The organism is Bacteroides faecium, assembly GCF_012113595.1.
GTDB classification, from domain to species: Bacteria; Bacteroidota; Bacteroidia; order Bacteroidales; family Bacteroidaceae; genus Bacteroides; species Bacteroides faecium.
Genome location: NZ_CP050831.1, coordinates 58,656 through 82,448, shown reverse-complemented (window position 1 = coordinate 82,448; position 23,793 = coordinate 58,656). Strand labels below are relative to the sequence as shown.

The window sequence follows — 23,793 nt, the reverse complement described above, 5'->3', positions numbered from 1 at the left end:
GAAGATAGCAAATGTATTTCTTCAAAAAGAGATTATACTCCTGATGCTTTCCGTGTTTCCACAAAGAAGAAAATAGCCATGCCGATGATGATAACCCCCAGTATGCCGTAGAATAACCGTGTCCGGTTTCGTCCTACGTTCCGGATAATGGTCTGTGCATTGCGCGTTGTGAAAAACCAGTCCCAGTTGAGCAATGACGCCAGCAGGGAGACAATTCCTGCCAGCGCAAAGATTCCTTGTACGATATATTGTCCGGTCATAGCTTGATAACTCTGCTTCCGTCTTCCAGTTCTTCAATCGTTACTTTTACGGCATCACCCGGCAGCAGCTCTTCTACAAGCTCCGGCCATTCGATAAAGCAAAGGGCGCCGCTGTAGAAATAATCTTCATATCCCATGTCATACACTTCACTCAGTTTCTTGATACGGTAAAAGTCGAAGTGATAAATCAATTCCCCTGTTTCGTCCGAACGATATTCGTTGACGATGGCAAAGGTGGGAGAACTGATAACGTCTTCTACGCCCAATTCTTCGCAGAGTGCTTTGACAAATGTCGTTTTGCCGGCACCCATCTTTCCGTATAAAGCAAATACAGTGTTGTCGCCCATAGCAGCAATAAATTCGCGGGCTGCTTCATGGATACTTTCCAGTGATTGAATTTTGATTTCCATATACTAATTCTATTATGATGACTATTTCCTGCAACAACTCTTTCCTATTTTGCAAACAGCATAAATCAGGATAGAGAAGAATATGATCGAGGCTCCCGAAGGAACTTTCCAATGATAAGAAATAAACAGTCCGCCCAAGCATCCCAAGAAGCCGATACCGATGGACAGCCAGATTATTTTCTTGAAACTATACGTGAATAAGTTGGCAGTCATCTGCGGAATGGTGAGAAGGGAGATGGCTAATACGATACCTACCATGCGCAGACAGGCTACAATCGTCAGCGCGATAAACATCATCAATACATATTCAAATACCTCTACCGGAATCTTCTGTGAACGTGCAAACTCACGGTCGAAGGCGATATATACAATGGGACGGATAAACAGGTAAAAGAATCCGGTCAGCAGCAGTGCCAGTATGCCGAGCATCCATAAGTCGGCTTGATTGATGGTCAGGATATTCCCGAAAAGATAAGCTGACAGGTCGGGAGCGAATCCCGGCGACAGGAAGCTGAACATGATTCCCAATGCCATGCCCAACGTCCAGAATACGGCAATAGCAGAATCTTCGCGCATATCTTTCCGCCTGCTGAGCCATTCGACGCCAAAGGCGGACAATACGGAAAAGACGGCGGCGGAGAGTATCGGGGAAATTCCCGCAAACAATCCTAAGCCTATTCCACCGAAAGAAGCATGGGTGATACCCCCACTGATAAATACCAGGCGGCGGGTAACGATGTATGTTCCTATAATTCCACAGGCGATACTTGCCAGCAGGCTCCCTAGCAGGGCATGTTGAAAGAATGTATATTGTAGTAGATCCACTGATTTAATTTACTAATTACAAGTTCTAATTTACGAATCTGAGAAACTGGGTTTATACTTGTCAGGCTTCTTTCTTCTCTACGACTCTTCTTTCTCCGATAATCAGGAACACTTCGTCTTTAAGCTCGTCCGGCAATTCAATGCCGCGGAGCTGAAGGCTGCGTACCCATCCTGCCACTTCATCATCTTTGGTGGTATACAGTACATCCCGAAACATATCCGTCTCTTCTTCTGCGTATGCATTCCCTTCGCGACCGATGAATTGGTCCAGTTCCTCATCATCGTAATATTCTATTTTCTTGCTGACAGCAGCCAGCAGGCTATCCCGTTCGCATACTTCATGTTGTCCGCAACATTCTGTATCCACTTCCTTCACTTCCGGCATACGGTCCAGTTCGCCTCTCTCTATTTTCTTTTGCAGTCTTCTGTTGCGGATGATTCCGGCTATCAGTGCGATAACACCCAGCAATACCAGACCTATAATGAGTATCCACATAATCGTACTAAATCAAATTTCTGCAAAGTTACTTATAAATTTGCATTCTATAGGCGTATGATATCTATTTCTTTTCTTACTTTTGTGTGTTGCTAACTTAAATATAAAGCCATGAAATTTAATAAATTGTTCTCCGGTCTGGTAGGAATATGCTTGTTTTTCGGATTCACATCTTGTGCGGAAGATAAAAGAATCTTTGGAGATGATATTGAAATTCCTGAATTGACGGACGATAATACGGTGCAGTTTACAGTAGAGGTTGCCAGTGACTGGAAGCAGATAGAAGTGATTGCCGGTGGTGGAAGAATGGCTATTGAATGGGGCGACGGACGTCTGCAAAAGATAGAAGACCCGGGAACGACCGGACCTATCAATTACAAATATGGAAACAAGAAAAGTTATCAGGTAAGAATATGGGCGGAAGAACTGGATTTCCTCAGTATAAGTGGTCTGCTTCTTCCTACAACGAATCTCCGTATGGGATATTTGCCTGGAATAAGGAGTTTGAATCTAAACAGCTTTTCGGGCACCGCGGAACTTGACCTGAGTAGTTCTTGTCCTAATGTGGAAGATATAAATATCGGCAACTGGTCTGACTTGGAACGTCTAGAACTAAACCAGTGCAAGCAACTGGAAAGAGCGGACATCTACACAAATCCCCGATTGACTTCCTTGAATATAGTAAACCTGCCAAGGCTGAAGGACTTGAATTGTGCCGGAAACGGGTTAACCACTCTTTCTTTGAAAGGAACGCCCGCATTGCGGACTTTCTATTGTAATAACAACCCTCTGACTGCCATTGATTTTGAAGAGGATATGGCTATTACCGGATTGTTTATACAAAACTGCGCCTTTAGTTCATTGGCTTTTTTAGAAAAGCTGCCTTTGTTGTCAGAATTTAGCTGTCGCTCTAATAAACTGACAACGTTAGATTTATCAAATCATCAGTCGATTCGTTTTCTGGATTGTAGTTTCAATAGAAAACTGAACTATTTATCAATCCCGGCAAATAATCTGGTACAAATATTACGTTGCCATTCTTGTAACTTAGGGGCGAGTACATTAAATGAAATATTTGAAGTGCTGATTCCCCTTCCCAAGCCACCCACTTCTGAACAGGAAAAGGATTATCGAATATCTTTCTATGACAATCCGGGAGAGAAGACCTGTGATGTGAGCATACTTAAAAATAAATACTGGTACATAGACACAGATAAAAACTGATTATAAACATGAACTTGAATCTAATGAAAAGAAGATTTTATTTACTTATTTCTTTTTTGTTGGGCGGAACGATGCTTATCTCTGCCCAGTCTCCTGTAGACAAAGCCTTGAGTACTATCAACCGCTCTTCTGCTGAAGCCACTATCGGCTTTCTTGCAGCAGATGAGCTTCAAGGACGCGAAGCGGGATTTCATGGCTCGTATGTATCTTCGGAATACATAGCTTCTTTATTACAGTGGATGGGCGTACAGCCTTTGAACGACAGCTATTTCCAACCTTTCGAAGCCTATCGGAAAGAACGCCAGAAGAAAGGGCGTCTGGAAGTTCATCCCGATTCTATTGCCAAACTAAAAAAGGAAGTTCACCAAAAGCTTTCCATGAGGAATGTATTAGGAATGATTCCCGGCAAAAATACTAAGGAATATGTGATAGTAGGTGCTCATTTCGACCATCTGGGAATAGACCCTGCACTCGATGGCGACCAAATTTATAATGGCGCGGATGATAATGCATCCGGTGTATCGGCTGTATTACAAATAGCAAGAGCATTTGTAGCCAGTGGGCAGCAGCCGGAAAGAAATGTAATTTTCGCTTTTTGGGATGGAGAAGAAAAAGGATTGCTTGGTTCTAAATACTTTGTACAGACTTGTCCTTTTGTCTCTCAAATCAAAGGCTATTTGAATTTTGATATGATTGGCCGTAATAACAAACCTCAGCAACCCCGCCATGTGGTCTATTTCTATACGGCTGCCCATCCTGCTTTTGGTGATTGGTTGAAAGATGATATAAAGAAATACGGCTTGCGATTGGAACCGGACTACCGTGCATGGGACAATCCGATAGGCGGAAGTGATAACGGAACATTTGCAAAAGTAGGCATTCCTATCATTTGGTATCACACGGACGGGCATCCCGATTACCATCAGCCGTCCGATCATGCCGACCGGTTGAACTGGGATAAGATTGTAGAAATCACGAAAGCGTCTTTCCTTAATATGTGGAAAATGGCGAATGAGAAGTCATTTTAAAATTATCTGTCATCCTTAACGCGGTAGAAGAGTTCTCCTTTATTTATCAGGAGTGGGGGATTCTTCACTGCGTTCAGAATGACAGATAATCAGGCGATATATTTATAATATTAAGGTCGATTTATTTGTATAACATAACCCCGAAGGTCGGGCTTTAATCATTTTTGGGTTATTCTACTGGTTGTGCACCGGTATCTCCTTCAATCTTCCATCCAGGGTTCTGATAAACGACCGAACTGGCAAAGTCATTCTTATCCGAAGCTGTCTGGCGGAATACTGCCATACCTATCGGATTCAAATAGTGAGCCGGTGTGAAGAGGAAACCTTTCTGCCCTGCAATCAGATTATTCTTCGTAATCTTCTCGTACGGAAGGATATATTTACTTAAATCGGATGAGGACATATTACCTTCTGCCGGGTCTACTTTACATAAATCTTTCAGTTGCTCTTCATATTTACTTCCCCAGTACAACATACCTTCCACACGGTAAGGTTTGGATATCAACTGGTCACAAGCACGCCAGCGTTTCAAGTCTTCCCAGCGCAAGGCCTCTGCGCAAAGTTCGTTGCGGCGTTCGCGACGGATATTATATAATGTCGCATCTATCAGTTGACCGTGAGAATAAGCCGCGAAATCACCTTTGGCTTCTTCACTCATTATTGTTGCAGTGATTGTCTTATTATAGTCTTCATTCACTTTGGCACGTCGGCGTAAAGCCTTCCAATATCCGTCGGCCGTTCCGTCGATTCTACCATTTTTTTCATACGAAGCTTCCATGTAAATCAGCATAGCTTCCGCTGCACGGAAAACAATGCCGCCCGATGTCCCTGAACTATGGTCGTTGGCCATGTGGCTGGAGTAATGCTTGCCTTTTTTGATGATAAAACCTGTTGTCGCAAGGCTTCCCTTGTCGCCATAGATGAAACGGATTGTGCAGTAGCTGGGAGTACCGTCATTGCCGTAGTAGTTTACGTCACCTTTGTTTTCAGTGTTAGCGTCACCCGTTTTTTTGGTAAAGATGACAATACGTGAATCACGATTCTTTAAAGTAGAGTTTATGCCTTCTTTTTCCCATTCGGTATCATAACCCGAACCGGCTGCATAAATAGGAAGCCCGTTACGCATCAGGAAAGAGTTGACCATACCTCGCGTCCATCCGGAACCACCGCCGTTACGTTCCAGTTCCATCTGCAAGTTGCTGGTCACCAGTCCTTCCTTGAACTGTTTCCACATCAATATTTCATCATACCCTTCCATGTTTTCATCGCAGAACATGGTGTAATAAGGGTTGATAGAAACCAGACTGGAATTCATACCTTCGGGGGTGTCGGTATTATCAGCCAGTTTTCCGACGATATAGTCGCCTACTACTTTTGAAGATTTCATAGCTTCGTCAAGGAAATAAGCTATCTCGGTGTCAATATTGAAACCACTTACGTCTGCGGAATTGCCCGGCCATCCTTTTCCACCGGGTACAAATGCTGTTCCCTTATGATACTTCTCCCAGGTAGCTTCGAAGAGGGCGACACGTGCACGCAGCAAGTGTGCTACGTTTCTGCTGATACGATTCTTGCCGCCCGGAGCTTTATCAAGCAGTAACTCAGTCGCTTTCTGCAAATCGTCCAGGATGAAACGTGCTACCTTGTTACGTGGTTGGCGTTTGCTGGATTCAATCAACGTCTCTTCCACATCGGGTAGTGCAGTAGTGACGATAGGCAAATCTCCCAGAGAAGCCAGCAATTTATAATAATTGTATGCACGAATCACGTACATTTCACCGATATAATGTTTCACATTATCCTGATTACCAGTGATAGTACCCGCTTCAAAATTAGGCAAGGTGTTGTCAAAGAAATAGTTGCAGGCACGTATCTTCTTCCAGTCCCATTCGCCTTCACCCGATGGCACTTTCTTCTGTCCGGGTATCCAGAATTCCGGAGAGTCACCGCTGGCTTGGTTATCAGTATCGTTATCTTTGCCGAAGAAGTTGATGCCATACGCGTCCGTCACTGTTTCAAACGGATAAGCATTGATGGTGTATGCAGCCAAATCGCTTTCGGATGCGAAGTATTTTTCGGGAATAACCTTATCCAGTGGTTCCCTGTCCAGAAAATCATTGCAACCGGTCAGTCCGCCCAACAGCAATGTTCCTATTGTCAAAAGTTTGATATGTCTTTTCATAATCGTCTGTCATTTAAAATGTTGCACTTAAACCGAATGATACAGTCTTGGATAGTGGATAGGTACATCCGTCCCAGTTGCCGATACCGACAGTTTCGGGGTCGAACGTGTCAGCCAGGCTGGTAATAGTAAATAAGTTCTCTGCCGAAACAAAGAAACGCAGGTTATTCACACAGAATTTTTCTGTCAGTGATTTAGGTAACGTATAGCCTAAAGTCACATTCTTCAGACGGCAATAAGCTGCATTCTGCAAATAACGGGTTTGCGGGTTGCGGTTTCTGTCGTTTTCAAGAGGACGCGGATAATAACCGCCCAGGTTGGGACCCAACGGATTGGTTGTGCTTTCTCCACGGAAGTAATCCAGATGTTGCTTGAAGAAGTTGGTCTGCCAGTAGCCCACTGCTCCCCAGAACATAGTGGAACCGCCGTCCGGCATATAATCACGTTTCATGGTTCCCTGGAAGAATAATTTCAGGTCAAATCCTTTCCAGGCGGCATCCAGGTTCAGTCCGAAGTTATAGCGTGGCGTGCTGTTGCCTATCTTTTTCAAGTCGCCATGATCCGCCAAGGTTTTGTTCCCTCTGCTAATCTGGCCGTCTCCGTTCACATCGGCATACATGATATCACCGGCTCCCCATCCGGAACCCAGTACATCTTGTGCGCCATTGGTCATGGTGGCCAGATGGTCTTTCATTTCCTGGTCGGTCTTTGCGATGCCGATAGTCTGGAAGCCCCATATGTCGCCTACATGGGCTCCTGCATAATAGGTGTTTTTATTGTCCTTATCCAGAATTGTGTTTGACGGGTTGGGATATCTGTCGATAACAACCTGGTTGTCTGATAGTGACAAGGTGACACCATACTTGAAGTCACGAATCTGGTCGCGCCAGTTTACCTGTATTTCCCAACCTTTGGAAGTCATATCGAGGTTGTTTACTTTAGGCACGTCGATACCTAAGAGATTGGGAAGTTCGGGGGCAGGGCCTACCATATCTTTTGATTTGCGTTGGAAGTAGTCGAATGTCACGTTCAAGCGATTGTTGAGCATGGACAGGTCGAAGCCTAAATCCAATGTTTGTGTCTTTTCCCAAGTCAGCAAGGAAGATACCAATGCAGATTCTTTGGAAATATTCGGTTTTGCGCCATTCACCAGCCAGCCGCCTAATGCGTAATTTCCCCATTGGTCTTTGTTGATGTCGATGGTGCGATAGAACGGATACCAGTTGTCTGTATTCTGGTTGCCCAGTTCACCCCATGAACCACGAATTTTGAATGTGCTGATTAAGTCGGTCAGGTCTTCGAAGAATGCTTCGCGGGCAATGTTCCATCCCAAAGAGAATGACGGGAACAGATTCCAGCGGTTATCTCTGAGGAAACGTGATGTTCCGTCATAGCGCATGTTGACTTCTGCCAGATAACGTCCTTTGTAGTCATAGTTAACACGTCCGAAGAAACCGGCTGTTGCCCATTCGGAATACCCACCTCTGTTTTGTGCATTCGTCTGGGTGGTGTTCAAGGTGGCTACTCCCGACATGATGCCGTCTTGGGAAGCGGTGATATCACGTTGTTTGAATAGCTCGCTCTGGAAACCCAGCATTACTTTAAAGTTATGCCCGCTTTCCAATGATTTGTTGTATTCGGTAAAGATGTTCGGGTTGAAGAAGTTACTCTTATAAGCATATTCTGTAACACTGGAAGTCTGGTTTTCTACTATGTAAGGGTTCTTGTTCACATCATAGCCATAAACGGTTTGTTTGTCGGTATGGTCGAAATCATAGTTGGAACGGTAGTTCAGTTCCACATTGATTTTCCAGTCTTTGATAGGCTCTATAAGGAAAGCAAGTTGATGGGCCATCACGTCTTTCTGTGATTTATAGCGACCGCCTTCTGTCAATTGGTAAATCTTGGATTCAACGGTATAGTATCCATTCGGGTCTACTACCGGAATGACAGGCCAGTAACGGCATGCATCGAAATAGAATACATTACTCTTGATTTCACCCCCGGCATAGGAAGGCGCTTCATAGTCTGTACGGTTGAAACGCATACTATAACTAATCTTCAACCATTTGGTAAGGTCGGCATTGATTTTTGCCGTAAAAGAATAGCGTTGTTTGTTATCGTCGCCATACTCCAACAAACCGCCTTGGTCCAGATAATTGGCAGAAAGATAATATTGTATTTTATCCGTACCGCCGTTTACGCTCAGTGAGTGTTCGTGAGTGAAACTGTCGCCAAACAATGTTTTCAGCCAGTCGGTATTGCCGGTAGGCATCACATCCTTGCGTTGGGGGTCATCGAATGAATTCCATCTTCCTGCGTCGGTCGCCCACATATACTGTGTGCTTTTTCCTGCCTGATAATCCAGGATTTGTTGCAGTTTGGTGGAGCTATACATCGGTGTTTGTCCGCCATTGGTCAACTGGTCGTTGATGGCAAGGGCGAAATTGTAAGAATCTGCCATCTCCGGCATATTCAAAGGAGATACAAAGCGGAAGTTGTTGTTATAGTTGACAACTGTCTTTCCCGCTTTACCTTTCTTGGTTGTAATCAGGATAACGCCACCCGGTGCACGCGAACCATAGATGGAAGAAGCGGCAGCATCTTTCAGTACGGAAATATTCTCAATGTCTTGCGGATTGATGGCGTTCATGTCTCCTTCCATGCCATCAATGAGTACCAATGGTTCTACCTTCGAGCCGGCACCGATTGTTCCGACACCGCGGATGTTGAATTTTTTGTCAGAACCCAGGGAACCGCCGCCATCACCGGTTGAGATGTTCATGCCCGGAACTACTCCTTGTAGAGCTTCGATAGTAGAATTAACAGGACGTGCCGCAATTTCTTTCGCTCCTACGGTAGATACGGCTCCTGTCACATTCACTTTCTTTTGTGTACCGAAGGCGACAACGACAACTTCATCAAGTGTCTGTGTGTCGTCTTTTAGAATGATATTCAAGGATTGTCCTGTAAATTTGACTTCTTGAGTCTGATAACCTACGAAAGAGATTACGATAATGTCTCCTGTATTTACATTGTTTAAAGAGAAATCACCGTCAAGTCCGGTAATCGTACCGTTCGTTGTGCCTTTCACTACAACGGATGCGCCGATGATGGTTTCACCTGTTGCGTCTTTTACTACGCCTTTACAGACACGATTCTGCTGTACTGTGGAAACTTTGAGCGTGCTTCCACCAGTCTCCGAATAAACTGTTCCTGCCGGCACTGCCAGTAGAAACAGCAACATGCTAACTGACTTTAGTTGTTTTAACATAGCATTGAATTTAAAGTTTTTCCTGGAATCCGGAATTGCCTTTTAATAAGTTCTTCCAGAACTTATTACCCATCCTAAATGCGGAATCAACAAACTTAAATTCAAAAACTTAGTGCTCTGTCAGCCTTTTTTTTCGACTTGTTTTCTACCCATTTTATATCTATTTTCTACTTGTTTGTTTCGAATGAGATAATAATTATATAAAAAATGAAGGTCTACTAACAGCAAAAAAATATTGCAAAATCGACATTATAGTGCCATAAAAGAGAAATATAGTTGCTTAAATTGATATTTATTTCGTAAATAAGTGCGATGTATTAAAATATATTATATATTTGTGGTGTTAATTCTAATTTAATCAATCATCCTAGTTCTGGAAGAACTTATTACCCCGAAATTAATTATTGAATTTGTAAATCTATCCTATTTGTGATAAGATTGTTTCTTTGTGGATTAAGTGTAATTGTTGTAGATGATTTTCTGTTAGGGCTTCGGTCATGACTGGAATCTGGTAGCTACTGCTATCCATTTGAATAGTCAGGTTAGATGTTTTTTAAGAGATTAACTTGGACAACATACGATTTGAGGACGCTTGTTATTACATCCGGCAATAAATAGCTGATGGCAAATGGCGGAATAGAATAGCTACATATCTCCACCTTTTGGAGATGAAAGCCACTTTCCTTTTTTTGCGGATAGCTCTTTTTATCTGTTTCACGGCTTTGTCTACCGGGGTGACCCAAAATAATCCCTCTCCTTTTGCCATCGCGGTGTCTACAAATCCCGGACGGATATCTGTTGTGTGAATAGGGTAAGGGGACTTGGTTGCTTTCTGTCTTAATCCTTCCATATAGTTGATTTGATATGCTTTTGAAGCATTATAAGCAGGAGCTTCACCACTGCCACGCGTACCGCCTACGGAAGAAATAGTGACTAAATGTCCGCTTTTCTGCTGCTCAAAGTGCCGGAATCCCCAATCGGCTATGTTGGTGAACCCTATTACATTGGTCAATAAAGTAGGTTCTTCCAGTTGGTAAGAAAGTTCGGGGTTGAGTTCTCCCGTTCCGGCACAGATAATCAGTATATCCATTCCGCCCATTTCCTGTACGAGCGTTTCCAGACATTGGATAGTGGTTTGCGTATCGGTGATGTCGCATACTTGATAGAATAGTTTGTCTTTGTCCTGAGCGCAAATCTCTTGTAGCAGGTTTTCTCTGCGACCTGTAATGCCGATGAAGCAATCTTCTTGAACATATGCTTCCGCCAGCCCGCGGCCAATACCGGAAGTTGCGCCTATAATTAGTATTTTCTTCATCCGGGGAGTATCTTTCTTGAAATCTTCCACTATATCTGGCTATTAATCTTCGTTTATAATCTGAAATCCGGCTTGTTTCAAGTCTTTCCAATATCCGGGATATGATTTGGTAACGACTTGCGGGTCAGCAATCCGCATAGTAGGGTGGCAGATTATTGCCGGAGCAAATGCCATAGCCATCCGATGGTCTTCGTATGTTGTAATTACGGGAGTTTTTTCCGGTTCACATCGTCCGCCGTTCCACATTAATACGCTGTCATTCTCTTCTTCGATAAGGTATCCCAGCTTTTTCAGTTCATTCCTTAAAGCGGCAATACGGTCGGTTTCTTTTATTTTCAGACTTTGCAATCCTGTGAAGCGGAAAGGAATGTTAATTAGGGCACAAGTAACCACGAATGTCTGTGCCAAATCAGGTATATCAATGAAGTCTTCTTCCAATCTTTCCGGTGCTTTCCCTGTCTTTTTGAGCTTAACTCCTTTAGCGGTAAACTCTGTGGTTATTCCCAACCGTGAGAAAACTTCCGCACCGCGACTGTCTCCCTGATAACTATTGCGGAATAATCCCAATAACTCAATTTCTGCTTTGGGGGATAATGCTGCAATTTGATACCAATAAGAAGCTGCGCTCCAGTCGCTTTCTACTGTAAACGGAATGCTTGTATAAAGCTGTGGAGCTACGGAGATACTGTCCGAAGAAGTCCATGCTGCTTTGGCACCGAAATCCTGCATTAACTGTAATGTCAGGTTGATGTAAGGACGCGAGATAATCTCTCCGCTCAGATGTAGAACCAACCCGTTTTTAAGTGCCGGACCTATCATCAACAAAGCTGAAATATATTGGGAGCTGACATTCCCTTTCAACGTAATCTCGTTCCCTTTCAGTTCTGCGCCTTTTATGCGTAAAGGGGGGAATCCTTCATTATGGGTATAGCTTATTTCCGCTCCCAATTCACGAAGGGCATTGACCAATATTTGTATGGGGCGCTGCTGCATACGTGCTGTGCCTGTGATAATCCGTTCTCCCGGTGTGACACTCAGATAGGCTGTCAGAAAGCGCATGGCGGTTCCGGCGGCCATGATGTCAATCGTTTCTTTACTTTCGATGAGGGCTTTTATCATCACACATGTATCGTCACAATCGGACAGGTTTTCCGGTGGATAACTCCCTTTACCCAGCGCATTGATAATTAATGCGCGGTTACTGATACTTTTGGAAGCCGGCAACTGAATCGTTGCTTTGACCGCTGGAGGAGGGATGAGTTTATAGAGCATCATTTCTATCTTCTTTGGTTTGAGGTGACAAAAATAGTCATAAATTGCTATATATGCAGCCATAAGGTTAGAAAAAGAATAGAAAAATTAGAATAGGGGAATTACAATCGTATTTGAAATAGAGAATAAAATATCAGAAAACTTCAATCGTATTTAAAATAAATGCTATATTTGTGATGGATTACAATTATATTTAAAAAGAAAGATGATGAAAACTCCTCGAATAATAAAACAGAGAAACACTTATGTTGACCGCATTAAACCTTTTATGAGGAAAACATTAGTGAAAGTATTGGTTGGTCATCGCCGTGTCGGCAAAAGTTTTATTTTGTATCAATTGATGGAACTGATACGAAAAGAAGAGAGCGATGCGAATATTATCTATATAAATAAGGAAGATGTCAATTTCGTGGATATAAAGACTTATAAAGAATTGAATGATTATATCCTTTCAAAATCGGTAGATGATAGAATGAATTATATCTTTGTAGATGAAATACAGGAAATACAAGATTTTAGATTGGCTATTCGTTCGTTGGCATTGGATGATAACAATGATATATATGTAACAGGAAGTAATTCGGAAATATTTTCCAGTGATTTGGCGAACGAGTTGGGAGGTCGGTATATCGAGTTTGTGGTTTATAGTTTGTCGTATATAGAATTTTTAGATTTCCATGAACTGGAGAATACGGATGCGTCATTGGAAAAATACATTCATTACGGAGGGTTGCCTTATCTGATACATTTGCCGATGGAAGAATTTGTTGTTATGGAGTATTTGAGGAGTATTTACTCTACTATTATATTAAAAGATGTGATTCAAAGAAAGAATATAAGGAATACGGTCTTTTTGGAACAGCTAGTTTCGTTTTTGGCAGGTAATATTGGCAACTTATTTTCCAGCAAGAGTATCAGTGACTTTCTGAAAAGCCAAAAAGTCGATATTTCTCCTTACGTCGTGAGTGAGTATGCAATGGCTTTATCGGATGCTTTTATTGTACACAGAGTAGGAAGATATGATATTGTAGGAAAGAAACTATTCGAGAGGGGAGAGAAATACTATTTTGAAAATATGGGAGTTCGCAATGTGATAGCGGGATATAAGCCGCAGGACCGGGCGATGCGTTTGGAAAATCTGGTATATAACCACTTAGTGTATAGTGGATATGATGTGAAAATTGGGACATTTGGTACAGAAGAAATTGATTTTGTCTGTAAGCGGAACGGAGAGATTCTTTATGTACAAGTCTCTCTGGAACTTTCTAAACCGGAAACTATTGAAAGGGAATTCGGAAATTTGCTGAGGATTAAAGATAATTATCCGAAAGTAGTAGTGTCTGGAGAAAAACTGTTTGAAAATACTTATGAAGGTATCGAGCATATTTATATCAGAGACTTCTTGTCATCTGTTTTATCACATTCCATTACTCGTGTTATTTGACCAAGGGACAGTAGCATTTTTACCAATCTAAAATAAATTAGTATGATGAAAATACCGAATATCCGTTTACAGAACCAGCAGTTGTTGAATCCACTTTTCTGCCAACCGAAGGAACTTGTGTCCTGGATGGGAGCTATGCAGGCGCAAAATTATCCCATGGTAAAATGGGCGGTGGGAATGCGATTAAAGTCGGCTACTATTCAGACTGTGGAGAAGGCTTTGCGAGATGGTGAGATTCTGCGAACACATGTAATGCGTCCGACGTGGCATCTTGTAGCTGCCGAGGATATTCGCTGGATGTTGAAATTGTCCGCCCAGCGTATCAAGTCGGCTAATGATTCTTTTGCCAAAGGGTATGATTTGGAAATAACTGATGAGCTTTATTCTAAAAGTTATAATCTGTTGGAGAAGATTCTTTGCGGAAATAAAAGTCTGACCAAGCAGGAGATTACTGAGCACTTTTGTCGTTCGGGGATTCTGGCTGAGGCTGATAATCATCGCATGACCCGCTTTATGGCACGTGCGGAGCAGGAAGGTATTATTTGTAGCGGAGAAGATAAAGGCGGAAAATGTACTTATGCTCTTTTGGAGGAACGGGTGCCGCCAAAGCCGGAAATTACAAAAGATGAAGCGTTGGCACGTTTGGCGAGGAGCTATTTCCGCAGTCATGCTCCGGCGGTGTTGCAGGATTTTATTTGGTGGTCGGGGCTGCCCGTGTCGGATGCCAGGCAGGCTATCTATCTAATTGATTCGGAATTGACGGCAGAACAATGGAATGGACAGACATGGTATATTCATGAGACGTGCCGGACGCGCGGCAAAGTCTCCGGTAGTTTGCATCTTCTTCCTTCGTACGATGAGTATCTGCTGGGATACAAAGACCGGACGGATGTTTTGCCAAAAGAGCATTATCCGAAAGCATTTACCAATAATGGCCTGTTTTATCCGGTTATTCTTCATGAGGGACAGGTGATAGGAAATTGGAGTAAGTCTGCTAAAAAAGGAAGTGCAGCGATAGAACATTCGTGGTTTCGGTCAAATGATTGTGTAGAAGAAGTTGAACTGAATCAGGAGAAAGATAAGTATATACGATTTTTAGGATAGTATGAAAAAACGTATATTTTATCATTGCATTTTCTCAAATATACAAACAATATTCAGAAAGAATAGAAAAATGGGAATGAATTCTGTTTGATGAATGTCTATATGATATTAGAATTTGGTAATAATAAGCTAAAATGATTATTTGTTGTTCTGAAATGAATAGATTGTATCTGATATAGTTGCTGTCTGTTTCGAATTGTTATATGGATTCCGACCTGTATTTGATGTCTATTAGAGTTGAAATAGTGGCTGAACTATGATTTTATATGTTTCTTTAGAAGAAATGATTTGTTCCTCGGTGTGAAACAGTTTGTTTCTCACCGAGGAACAGATAGTTTCACACCGAGAAACCACTTACTATATACTTGTAAATAGTGTATATTTTAACCTTTTTCATGCGAAAAGTTCTCTGAAACCGCATAATCTTGCAATATTTTATGCGGAAATTATTCTGTTTGGCAAAACTAATATCAACTTTATTGTCTGTTAATCTTAAAAATAGAACATTTTTAGATGGAGCTTTTATTTATTTTGTTGCTTCTTTGCCCACTCCAGTCTTCGCTGGTCAGCTAACGGAGTTACTTTGAATTCTTCGAATGTAGCGGTAAATCCCTTTCCGTCCGGACAAGCGCCCATCAGACCTACCATGACAGGACAATTATCCTGCAACCAGCAAGTGCGCATCATGGTATATTCTTTGTCATCACGCGAGAAGAATATTTCCACAGCATCCAGTCGGCGGATTGCTTTTATCCATAAAGAGCGGGGAGCATCCGGTAATTGTACTACGCTCCAGTCGCTCGTGCGGTGTGTTACCACGGCACTTACATTCTGTTTGCCGTCAACGTATTCCACTCCGGCCTTTATCCAGTTTTCATGGTCAATGCGCAGCATTAGTCCCATTTGGTCGAAAGTGGTCACGTAGTTGCCGGTGATTTTTACTTTCACTTCGAATTCTCCGCCATAAGTAGCATAATAGAAAGGTCCGTCATCTACGGTAAATCCATAGTGGGAGATTCTCCAGAAGTCGGTTTTTGCCGGCACGTCCATAACTAAGGTTTTACCTTCTTTTATCTCCCATTGTTGAGGCTCATTCAGCCAGTTCATTTTATTCAGATTTTGTCCCATAGTCGAAGTTGTTATTGCCAGCAAGGCTATTGACATGATTTTGGTTTTTAAAAGTTTCATGGTTGTTTCTTATTTGATTATCTTTGTGGGACAAAGGTAGTGCACGCCTTTTTGTGTAACAATACTGAATAATAACCATTTTGCAGGATGGACGTATTACAAAAAGAAATTGATGAAGTGTATGCTACGCAGCCGATAGCTCACGAAACACTGAATAATGAAACCGTTGAACGTCATCGGCAATTCATTCGTTCATTAACGGAGATAAACGGCGGGTGTGCTGTGATTTCTGACCTTTCAAACAGGAAAAGCTATGTTTCTGTCCATCCGTGGGCGCATTTCTTAGGGCTGACTCCTGAAGAAGCGGCATTAAGCGTCATTGACTCGATGGATGAAGATTGTATCTATCGGCGCATTCATCCTGAAGATTTGGTAGAGAAACGTTTGTTGGAATATAAATTCTTTCAGAAAACTTTTTCGTCATCACCCGAAGAACGCTTGAAGTATCGTGGAAGGTGCAGGTTGCGTATGATGAATGAGAAAGGGGAATATCAGTATATAGACAATCTGGTTCAAATCATGGAAAATACTCCTTCCGGGAGTGTGTGGCTGATATTCTGTCTTTATACCTTGGCGGCAGACCAGCGGACAGAGAAAGGAATATATCCTACAATTACTCATATGGAACACGGAGAAGTAGAGACGTTTTTCCTCTCGGAAGAACATACCCACATACTATCCGAACGTGAAAAGGAGATACTTCGTTGTATACGCAAAGGACTGTCAAGCAAGGAGATAGCTGCCACTCTATATATTAGTGTGAATACAGTCAACCGACACCGGCAGAATATCCTGGAAAAACTTTCTGTCGGTAATTCGATTGAAGCGTGCCGGGCCGCTGAATTGATGAAGTTGTTGTAAAAAGAATAATTGTATCTGTCTACTCAAATACTGCCGGTAATTCATCCAGGCTTTTCACTTGCTTGAGGTGTGCATGAATGAATGTTTCCACCACTTCATGTTGCCACATTACTTCGAAAGGAACATGTATCCCGTATCCGCCTAAGGATAAAACGGGTTGGATATCCGATTTCAATGAATTGCCGACCATTACAAATTCAGAAGGAGCGATTTGCAGGATATTCAATAACCGGAGATATTCTTTCTCCGTTTTATCGGACATCACCTCTATATGGTCAAAATAAGAAGCTAAACCGGAACGTTCCAATTTATTTTCTTGATCCAGCAAATCGCCCTTAGTGGCAACTACCAGTTTATATTTTCCTTGTTCTTTTAAAGCTTTGAGTGTTTCCTTTACTCCCGGCAATAATTCAATGGGCATTTCTAATAATGACTTTCCCAAAGCAATGATCTGTTGAATAGTATCGGCCGAAATCTTTTGTTCACTAATTCGCAAGGCTGTTTCAATCATAGAAATAGTGAAAGCTTTGGCGCCATATCCGAGAATCTTCAGGTTATTCATTTCCGTTTGAAATAATGCGGCTGAAATTTCTTTTGGGATACCATAAGGCTCCAACAGGCGGACATATTGCTGTTCTACTTCCTGAAAAAAGGGTTCATTGCTCCACAGAGTGTCGTCAGCATCAAAGGCTATCACTTTAATAAATTCTTTCATTGATTCTTAGTGTGATTTATCGGACTTTTTTTAGATATAAGTTTTTTCTTTTAATGTTGCAAAGTTAAAATAAAAAGACGAATATAGATGCGAATCTTGTTTTTAGCAACGAATCCCGATTTAATTTCATAGAAATACCTATCTTTGTTACTCGTTTTTTAGTTTGAACTTTAATTGAATGTACAACGATGAAAATAGGAGATAAAGTACGCTTCCTCAGTGAGGTAGGCGGTGGAATTGTGACAGGATTCAAAGGAAAGGATTTTGTTTTGGTTGAAGATGCGGATGGATTTGATATTCCTATGCCGATACGTGAGTGTGTAGTGATTGAAACAGATGACTATAATATAAAACATAAATCAAGCACATCGACTCCGAAACCGCAAGAACCTGTGAAACCGTCAAAACCGGAAATGCCTGTCATTCAGCGTCAGCCGGAAGTGCGTGGAGGAGATACCTTGAATGTATTTCTTGCTTATGTGCCCGAAGATGCAAAGGCTATGATGACTACTCCTTTCGAGACTTATCTGGTGAACGATAGTAATTATTATCTGTATTATACCTATTTGAGTGCGGAAGGAAAGGCTTGGAAAAACCGTTCGCATGGTTTGGTGGAACCAAATACAAAGTTGCTGCTGGAAGAGTTTACGAAAGACATGTTGAATGAAATGGAACGGGTGGCTGTACAACTGATAGCTTTCAAGGACGGTAAGCCTGCGGCTATCAAACCGGTTGCCAGCGTTGAGATACGGATTGATACTGTGAAGTTCTATAAACTGCATACATTCAGTAATTCCGACTTCTTTGAAGAACCTGCTTTGATTTACGATATTGTGAAGGATGATATGCCTGCAAAGCAAGTCTATGTTTCGGCGGAAGAAATTCAAGTTGCTTTGTTGCAGAAAAAAACGGCAGATAAACCGAAGTCGCAACCTATCGTGAAACCTAACCATGCCCATGGTGGAAAAAGTGGAATTGTTGAAATAGACCTTCACATTGATTCTTTGCTGGATGATACTCTAGGTATGGGGAATGCCGAAATCTTGAATTATCAATTGGATAAGTTTCGTGAAGTGATGGAAAACTATAAAAATAAGCGTGAGCAGAAAATTGTTTTTATTCATGGCAAGGGAGATGGAGTGCTTCGGAAAGCTATCCTTGATGAACTGAAACGGAAGTATAGCAATTGCCGCTATCAAGATGCTTCTTTTCAGGAATATGGATTCGGGGCTACGATGGTGACTATTAAATAACGTTTGTCGATTGAATGATACTTACCATATATAAAAAGAAAAGGGTGGAAGCCGATTATCAGCTTCCACCCTTTCTCTCTCTTTTACATATTAATCATTTTACTTATTCAGTTCAATACCTTTGTTCATCAAGGTAATGTTCATCAAAGCAGCATATTTGGCATACTGTTCGGCGCTGAGCGTCTTTTTCATCAGCTTCAAGTTACCATAAACAGCATTGCGCAATTTTGCTTCTTTATCTTTCTTCGCTGTTGTGGCTTTTGACATCTGTGTAGAGAAGTAATCGCAAATGTTTGCTACTTCTTCGCTCTGAACGGAATTTAAATTCAAATATTTGCCTAATTTACTTACGTTGATGTTACCTTCCCATTTTGCAGTTGTAGGCTGATTTCCTGCTGCAAAAGTCGTAGCAGTCAGACAGAGTGCTGCCACTAATGTTAATCCTATACGTTTCATAATACCTACTTTTTAATTGTTATACCTAAAAACTATTCCTAAAAACAAATCTAATACCTATTGAAAATACTATCTAAGCGCTTAGTTTTTTCTTTTTACCTATGCAAATGTAGGAATATGTTTTATAACACAAAAATAAAGAAAAGGAAAAGATTCTATTTGGGCTGATTTCTTGATGTAAATCAAGAAGGAGTATGCTTTTTGATACAAAAACGCTTCTTTATGAAACGTTTTTGTAATACGTGTGCGGAAACGATGATGGAAAACTATTGTGTTTTAGGATTTGTTGCTATTAAAATGATATTAGATTGCTTTCGTCGGTAAACATGATATTACTAATGATAAGTATTGTGTCTACTTACTTTTGTCTGCAAGATCTTATTGGAAGTTTCTTATACCTAGCTCTCGCTTCCTGCACTCTCTTCTTTATTCAGGGGTAGTCTTTTCTCCTTTAAGAAGTCACTTGCATTTTTTCCATAGTATTTCTTAAAAACAATACTGAAATACTTAGGATCAGAAAAGCCTACCATATATGCTACATCGCTCACATTATAATTTTCCGATTGAAGAAGTTCAACGGATTTTTTAAGTCGATAATGTTGAACGAACTCAAGTGGAGTCGTATTAAATATCTTTTTAAATTTTCGGTATAGTCCGGCATGGCTTATTCCAATTTCACGTTCTAAGTCTTCAGTAGAATAATTGGGATTGGAAATATTTCTTTCGGTCATCTTCATTACTTGGTCTACGAATTTCCTATCTGTGTCATTGAGACTATCTGTTGCTATAGCTTCATTTTTGATAAATTTTTCCTTTATTTTTTCTCTGTTTATAAGCAGATTCTTAATACAGTTAATGAGTAAATCGATGTCGACAGGTTTGTCCATATAAACATCAGCTCCAATTTTATATCCTTCAGTTTTATGTTCGTTAGAACTAAGTGCTGTTAAAAGGATAAAAGGTATGTGACTGGTCTTTATATCATTTTTCACCTCGAAGCAGAATTCCGTACCTTCCATTATTGGCATCATTATATCCGATACTATTGCGTCGACAGAGGTTTTATTAACGACTTTCAGACCTTCTGCTCCATTCTTGACAGCAATTATTTTGAACTCATCTTTCATCTGCGAAACCATCAGGTTTCTTAATTCATCATTATCCTCTGCGATAATAATTTTGGGACGACGATTATTGGGCAATTCCTCTTCATTAGTAAGTTCAGATGTGGGAGCATTGTCAGGCGATTCTGTTTGGACATGAACTTCTTTATCAGTTGCTGGAATAACATTTATTGGAAATGTCAGGTAAAAAGTCGTTCCTTTATTAACTGTACTTTCAAACCAGATTTCCCCGCCATGAAGTTCTATCAGTTCTTTGGCTATCATTAATCCGATACCGAAGCCTGTATTGTTTGAGTTTGTCGCATTTTTTACTCTGAAATATCTTTTGAAGATATATTTCTGTTCTTTTTGAGGAATGCCAATGCCATCATCCGCAATAGATATAAGGAACTTCTTGTGTACAATGCTGGTTTCTAAATGTATATGCCCCTTTTCTTTAGTATATTTCACTGCATTGGAGAGGAGATTGAAAAGGATTTTATCTAATTTGTCGATATCGACAGGTAGGATTGTTTCTGTCTGTTGATGATTTTGTGTTAATATGATTCCTCTTTGTTCCATTAACGGTATAAAGTTCTCGCAAATACGGTTTAAAGTTTGTTCGATATTTACATAGGATAATTTTAGCTTGGACTTTTTCAGGTCTTTGCTGTCAAAGTCTAACAACTGGTCAACAAGTTTTGTTAATTGAATAACATTATTGTTAGCTTTCTTAAGCACCTCCAATGTTTCATCAGAGAAGTCCTTCTTTTTTATTGCTATTTTTAATGGTGCTTTGATGAGAGACAGCGGAGTACGAATGTCATGCACGATATTTACAAAGAATTTGATTCTATCTTTTGCCTGGTTTTCACTCAGTTTTGTCAGGTAGAATTTGATTGCGATATAAAAGGCTCCTGCAATCAGAATAAAGTAAATTAGATATGCATAAATTGTTTTCCAGAATGGAGGGGCTATTTCAATATCTATTTGTCGTGTATTTTTTATTATTTCCGACTGTATATTGGTATTGATGGACTGGACAATAAATGTGTATTTTCCAGGTTTGAGATTTGTGTAGTTGGCATAATTCTCTTTGGTGATAGGTGACCATTCGTGTTCCAACCCTTCCAGTTTCCATCGATAGTAATTTGCTTTATTCACTAGATTGACAGACGAAAACTCAAAAGTAATGGAACTTTGGTTGTATGCAAGTTTAATAGATTTCGTTTCATCAATAGACTTGCTCAAAGGAGAGCCTTCCGCACCTATAGGTACTTTCTTATTGAATATTTTGAAGTCGGTAAAGATGAGATTTGTTTTTAAATCAAAATCCAACAGTTCTTTAGGATTGAATATAAGGAAGCCATTATTGCTGCCAAACAGGATTTCACCGTTTTCTGCCTGTCCGTAGGAACCGTACGTAAACTCTTTGATTGGAAGTCCGTCATCTGGTGTGTAATTTCTGAATATCTCTTGTTGGATATTGAAACAGGATATTCCTTTTGTTGTACTGAGCCACAGATTTCCATACGTATCCGGTAAGATTCCGTAGACAAGATCTGAAAGCAAACCATCAGCCGAAGTATATTTCTTGAATGATTCGTTTGCTAAATTAAACTTTATGAGTCCTTGACCTTCTGATGCTAACCACAAATTGTGTTCGTTGTCCTCGACAATACAAAAGATGGAACCTATATTGTACTTGCTTGCGTCATAGTTCTTGATATCGTTTTTGTGTGATATGAGGTGAATTCCATTATGTCCACCAGTGATTATTCTTCCATTTTTACTTTTTATAATGCACAATACATTAGTAACAGGGAAAGTTTGCACAATGCCTGATTTTAGATTTTTACAACCGAGGTATGAGCCTGCGCCGCCATACCATAACTCGTCGTCATCTATGAGAAGATCGTTGATTCCGGTTTTATAAACTCCATAGCCGTTAGTACCTATTAATGTTACAGAATGGTGGGAGTCTATCTCTATGATTTCGCCTTGTGAAGTCCCGGCAATGATATTGCCTGAATCATCCATGGTCAGTGCTGTTATTTTATTACTCGACAATTTGTTGTTAATATCATGAAGACTCAGGTTACTCCAGGTTTTCCTGTCATTGCTCAGAATGCTGATCCCTGAATTTGTACCTATCCACAAATTATTATTCTTGTCTTCGATAAAAGAACGCACCTCATTGTGATATAGACAATTCGTAGCATGTACATTATTCTTGTAATATTGAAAGTTCAGTTCCTTGCTGTTTAGATATGAAATGCCATATCCTGATATCCATAAGCGGTTGTTTTCCTCTATAAATATGTCACTAACTTCATTGGTATTTGTATTCTCAATTTTCGTATAGTAGGATATTTGCAGATTGAGAAGTGAGTCTATTTGTAGCAATCCTTTGCCGGGAGTTCCTAAAAATATAGCTCCATTTTTATCTGCTACTATTTTAGTAATAACGGTTTTATCAATTTCTTTATTTAATAGAGGATTGGTTCTTAGTTGTGTGTCATGCGGTTTGAATAAACTGACTTGTCCCAATGATGCCAGATATATATTCTTGTTTTTATCAATGCATGCGCCGGAAATGTCACGAAGCTTCGATATTTGATTAATAAGTTCAGTCGATAAAATTTCTTTTTCAATTTGTTTGGTCTTGATATTCAGAAAACTGATGGCATTGTTATGTACTGATATCAATAGGTCTTCGGAATATTTGGTAAAAGTTATAATAGGGAAACTCAAATCCGGATAAGTATATGAAATATTTTTATTGTAATCATAGCATATCAATCCTTTGTCCGTAGCAAGAAAAACTATTCCTTGCTTGTTGTCTACAAATAAATCTCTGATAGTATTATTGTTGTCAACTGAATATTTTTTATCAAACTTGTCTTTTTGTCGGTTATAGATGAATACTTCATAGAAATTATATACCCAGATGTTCATGTTATCATCATTATAGAATTTATTCCTTCTTAGACCGTACTTAGTTATTTCTGTGGGTTTATATAGAACATAATTTTTAAACTGAGTGCCGTCATATCTGTCTATACCTTCTTTTGTAGAAAACCACATCAATCCTTTCTCATCTTTGATAACTGAAAAAGTTGTGCTGTTGCTTAATCCCATTTCTACTGTAATATGATGGAAACTGAAAGCTGTAATAGTTTCAGCCATTAGTGTAAATATTAGTATAAAGAAGAATTTGCTAATCATAGAAAGAAGTGTTCTTTTTAAAAAGGATATTTATTGTTTTAGATATAAAGTGGTCATAAATATACGATAAAAAATAGAAATCATCAGATTCATCCGAATGAAAACTGAAATTTAACACTCCGGACGATTTTTCCTTTGTTTCTATTAGCTATATT

18 protein-coding genes are annotated in these 23,793 nt (G+C 40.4%); 6 read left to right on the top strand and 12 right to left on the bottom strand.

Features of this window, described 5'->3' with window-relative positions:
- Nucleotides 1-32 precede the first annotated feature (32 nt).
- The 4 genes from BacF7301_RS00315 to BacF7301_RS00300 all read right to left on the bottom strand — a co-directional run bounded on the left by BacF7301_RS00315 (nt 33) and on the right by BacF7301_RS00300 (nt 1,991).
- A complete protein-coding gene (locus BacF7301_RS00315; protein ID WP_167959449.1) occupies nt 33-260 on the bottom strand; it encodes an immunity 17 family protein in 228 nt (75 codons plus the stop codon).
- Complete coding sequence (tsaE, locus tag BacF7301_RS00310) at nt 257-670, bottom strand: tRNA (adenosine(37)-N6)-threonylcarbamoyltransferase complex ATPase subunit type 1 TsaE (protein WP_073344159.1); 414 nt, start codon at nt 668-670, stop codon at nt 257-259. Before tsaE ends, BacF7301_RS00315 begins: the two co-directional genes overlap by 4 nt.
- Before the next feature lie 21 nt (nt 671-691).
- Nucleotides 692-1,495, bottom strand: a complete 804-nt coding sequence (locus BacF7301_RS00305) for a metal ABC transporter permease (protein WP_167959448.1) — start codon at nt 1,493-1,495, stop codon at nt 692-694.
- Between the two features lie 61 nt (nt 1,496-1,556).
- Nucleotides 1,557-1,991 carry a phospholipase gene (locus BacF7301_RS00300; RefSeq protein ID WP_167959447.1) on the bottom strand — a complete coding sequence of 145 codons (435 nt, stop codon included), beginning with the start codon at nt 1,989-1,991 and terminating at the stop codon, nt 1,557-1,559.
- Nucleotides 1,992-2,102: 111 nt separating this feature from the next.
- Between BacF7301_RS00300 and BacF7301_RS00295 the strand changes: the two genes are divergently transcribed.
- Nucleotides 2,103-3,215, top strand: a complete 1,113-nt coding sequence (locus BacF7301_RS00295) for a leucine-rich repeat domain-containing protein (protein WP_167959446.1) — start codon at nt 2,103-2,105, stop codon at nt 3,213-3,215.
- A 23-nt stretch (nt 3,216-3,238) separates the two neighbouring features.
- Nucleotides 3,239-4,243 carry a M20/M25/M40 family metallo-hydrolase gene (locus tag BacF7301_RS00290; protein WP_167959445.1) on the top strand — a complete coding sequence of 335 codons (1,005 nt, stop codon included), beginning with the start codon at nt 3,239-3,241 and terminating at the stop codon, nt 4,241-4,243.
- Nucleotides 4,244-4,412: 169 nt separating this feature from the next.
- On the opposite strand, the gene BacF7301_RS00285 is transcribed toward BacF7301_RS00290, so the two are convergent.
- The 4 genes from BacF7301_RS00285 to BacF7301_RS00270 all read right to left on the bottom strand — a co-directional run bounded on the left by BacF7301_RS00285 (nt 4,413) and on the right by BacF7301_RS00270 (nt 12,289).
- On the bottom strand, nt 4,413-6,425 hold the full coding sequence (locus BacF7301_RS00285) for a RagB/SusD family nutrient uptake outer membrane protein (protein ID WP_167959444.1): 2,013 nt from the start codon (nt 6,423-6,425) through the stop codon (nt 4,413-4,415).
- A 13-nt stretch (nt 6,426-6,438) separates the two neighbouring features.
- On the bottom strand, nt 6,439-9,672 hold the full coding sequence (locus BacF7301_RS00280) for a SusC/RagA family TonB-linked outer membrane protein (RefSeq protein ID WP_167967062.1): 3,234 nt from the start codon (nt 9,670-9,672) through the stop codon (nt 6,439-6,441).
- A gap of 625 nt (nt 9,673-10,297) precedes the next feature.
- Nucleotides 10,298-11,014 carry an SDR family NAD(P)-dependent oxidoreductase gene (locus tag BacF7301_RS00275; RefSeq protein WP_167959443.1) on the bottom strand — a complete coding sequence of 239 codons (717 nt, stop codon included), beginning with the start codon at nt 11,012-11,014 and terminating at the stop codon, nt 10,298-10,300.
- A 42-nt stretch (nt 11,015-11,056) separates the two neighbouring features.
- Nucleotides 11,057-12,289, bottom strand: coding sequence for a 3-phosphoshikimate 1-carboxyvinyltransferase (locus BacF7301_RS00270; RefSeq protein WP_209319525.1), 1,233 nt, complete (start codon nt 12,287-12,289; stop codon nt 11,057-11,059).
- Nucleotides 12,290-12,494: 205 nt separating this feature from the next.
- Here BacF7301_RS00270 and BacF7301_RS00265 point away from each other — a divergent pair, with 205 nt between their 5' ends.
- Nucleotides 12,495-13,730, top strand: a complete 1,236-nt coding sequence (locus BacF7301_RS00265; protein WP_167967060.1) for an ATP-binding protein — start codon at nt 12,495-12,497, stop codon at nt 13,728-13,730.
- Between the two features lie 45 nt (nt 13,731-13,775).
- On the top strand, nt 13,776-14,834 hold the full coding sequence (locus tag BacF7301_RS00260) for a winged helix DNA-binding domain-containing protein (protein ID WP_167967059.1): 1,059 nt from the start codon (nt 13,776-13,778) through the stop codon (nt 14,832-14,834).
- Nucleotides 14,835-15,356: 522 nt separating this feature from the next.
- Here BacF7301_RS00260 and BacF7301_RS00255 read toward each other — a convergent pair.
- A complete protein-coding gene (locus BacF7301_RS00255) occupies nt 15,357-15,998 on the bottom strand; it encodes a DUF1349 domain-containing protein (RefSeq protein ID WP_167967058.1) in 642 nt (213 codons plus the stop codon).
- Between the two features lie 111 nt (nt 15,999-16,109).
- On the opposite strand from BacF7301_RS00255, the gene BacF7301_RS00250 reads away from it, so the two are divergent.
- Entirely contained in the window at nt 16,110-16,883 is a 774-nt protein-coding gene (locus BacF7301_RS00250; protein ID WP_167959442.1) for a response regulator transcription factor, read from the top strand.
- A gap of 19 nt (nt 16,884-16,902) precedes the next feature.
- Here the strand turns inward: BacF7301_RS00250 and BacF7301_RS00245 are convergent, their stop codons facing one another.
- A complete protein-coding gene (locus tag BacF7301_RS00245) occupies nt 16,903-17,598 on the bottom strand; it encodes an HAD family hydrolase (protein ID WP_167959441.1) in 696 nt (231 codons plus the stop codon).
- 188 nt (nt 17,599-17,786) lie between these two features.
- Between BacF7301_RS00245 and BacF7301_RS00240 the strand changes: the two genes are divergently transcribed.
- Nucleotides 17,787-18,851: a DUF2027 domain-containing protein gene (locus tag BacF7301_RS00240; RefSeq protein WP_167959440.1), complete on the top strand. Its 1,065-nt coding sequence runs from the start codon at nt 17,787-17,789 to the stop codon at nt 18,849-18,851.
- Nucleotides 18,852-18,950: 99 nt separating this feature from the next.
- Here BacF7301_RS00240 and BacF7301_RS00235 read toward each other — a convergent pair whose 3' ends face one another.
- Together BacF7301_RS00235 and BacF7301_RS00230 are read right to left on the bottom strand one after the other, a co-directional pair.
- The gene (locus BacF7301_RS00235; protein ID WP_167959439.1) at nt 18,951-19,307 is read right to left on the bottom strand and encodes a hypothetical protein; all 357 of its coding nucleotides are present in this window, start codon (nt 19,305-19,307) and stop codon (nt 18,951-18,953) included.
- Nucleotides 19,308-19,705: 398 nt separating this feature from the next.
- On the bottom strand, nt 19,706-23,599 hold the full coding sequence (locus BacF7301_RS00230; protein WP_167959438.1) for a hybrid sensor histidine kinase/response regulator transcription factor: 3,894 nt from the start codon (nt 23,597-23,599) through the stop codon (nt 19,706-19,708).
- Between the last annotated feature and the right edge of the window lie 194 nt (nt 23,600-23,793).

Excerpts from the sequence above, each read along its gene's own strand:
- BacF7301_RS00315 (WP_167959449.1), bottom strand. The coding sequence starts at position 260 with ATGACCGGACAATATATCGTACAAGGAATCTTTGCGCTGGCAGGAATT.
- tsaE (WP_073344159.1), bottom strand. The coding sequence starts at position 670 with ATGGAAATCAAAATTCAATCACTGGAAAGTATCCATGAAGCAGCCCGC.
- BacF7301_RS00300 (WP_167959447.1), bottom strand. The coding sequence starts at position 1,991 with ATGTGGATACTCATTATAGGTCTGGTATTGCTGGGTGTTATCGCACTG.
- BacF7301_RS00295 (WP_167959446.1), top strand. The coding sequence starts at position 2,103 with ATGAAATTTAATAAATTGTTCTCCGGTCTGGTAGGAATATGCTTGTTT.
- BacF7301_RS00290 (WP_167959445.1), top strand. The coding sequence starts at position 3,239 with ATGAAAAGAAGATTTTATTTACTTATTTCTTTTTTGTTGGGCGGAACG.
- BacF7301_RS00285 (WP_167959444.1), bottom strand. The coding sequence starts at position 6,425 with ATGAAAAGACATATCAAACTTTTGACAATAGGAACATTGCTGTTGGGC.
- BacF7301_RS00280 (WP_167967062.1), bottom strand. The coding sequence starts at position 9,672 with ATGTTGCTGTTTCTACTGGCAGTGCCGGCAGGAACAGTTTATTCGGAG.
- BacF7301_RS00275 (WP_167959443.1), bottom strand. The coding sequence starts at position 11,014 with ATGAAGAAAATACTAATTATAGGCGCAACTTCCGGTATTGGCCGCGGG.
- BacF7301_RS00270 (WP_209319525.1), bottom strand. The coding sequence starts at position 12,289 with ATGATGCTCTATAAACTCATCCCTCCTCCAGCGGTCAAAGCAACGATT.
- BacF7301_RS00265 (WP_167967060.1), top strand. The coding sequence starts at position 12,495 with ATGAAAACTCCTCGAATAATAAAACAGAGAAACACTTATGTTGACCGC.
- BacF7301_RS00260 (WP_167967059.1), top strand. The coding sequence starts at position 13,776 with ATGAAAATACCGAATATCCGTTTACAGAACCAGCAGTTGTTGAATCCA.
- BacF7301_RS00255 (WP_167967058.1), bottom strand. The coding sequence starts at position 15,998 with ATGTCAATAGCCTTGCTGGCAATAACAACTTCGACTATGGGACAAAAT.
- BacF7301_RS00250 (WP_167959442.1), top strand. The coding sequence starts at position 16,110 with ATGGACGTATTACAAAAAGAAATTGATGAAGTGTATGCTACGCAGCCG.
- BacF7301_RS00245 (WP_167959441.1), bottom strand. The coding sequence starts at position 17,598 with ATGAAAGAATTTATTAAAGTGATAGCCTTTGATGCTGACGACACTCTG.
- BacF7301_RS00240 (WP_167959440.1), top strand. The coding sequence starts at position 17,787 with ATGAAAATAGGAGATAAAGTACGCTTCCTCAGTGAGGTAGGCGGTGGA.
- BacF7301_RS00235 (WP_167959439.1), bottom strand. The coding sequence starts at position 19,307 with ATGAAACGTATAGGATTAACATTAGTGGCAGCACTCTGTCTGACTGCT.
- BacF7301_RS00230 (WP_167959438.1), bottom strand. The coding sequence starts at position 23,599 with ATGGCTGAAACTATTACAGCTTTCAGTTTCCATCATATTACAGTAGAA.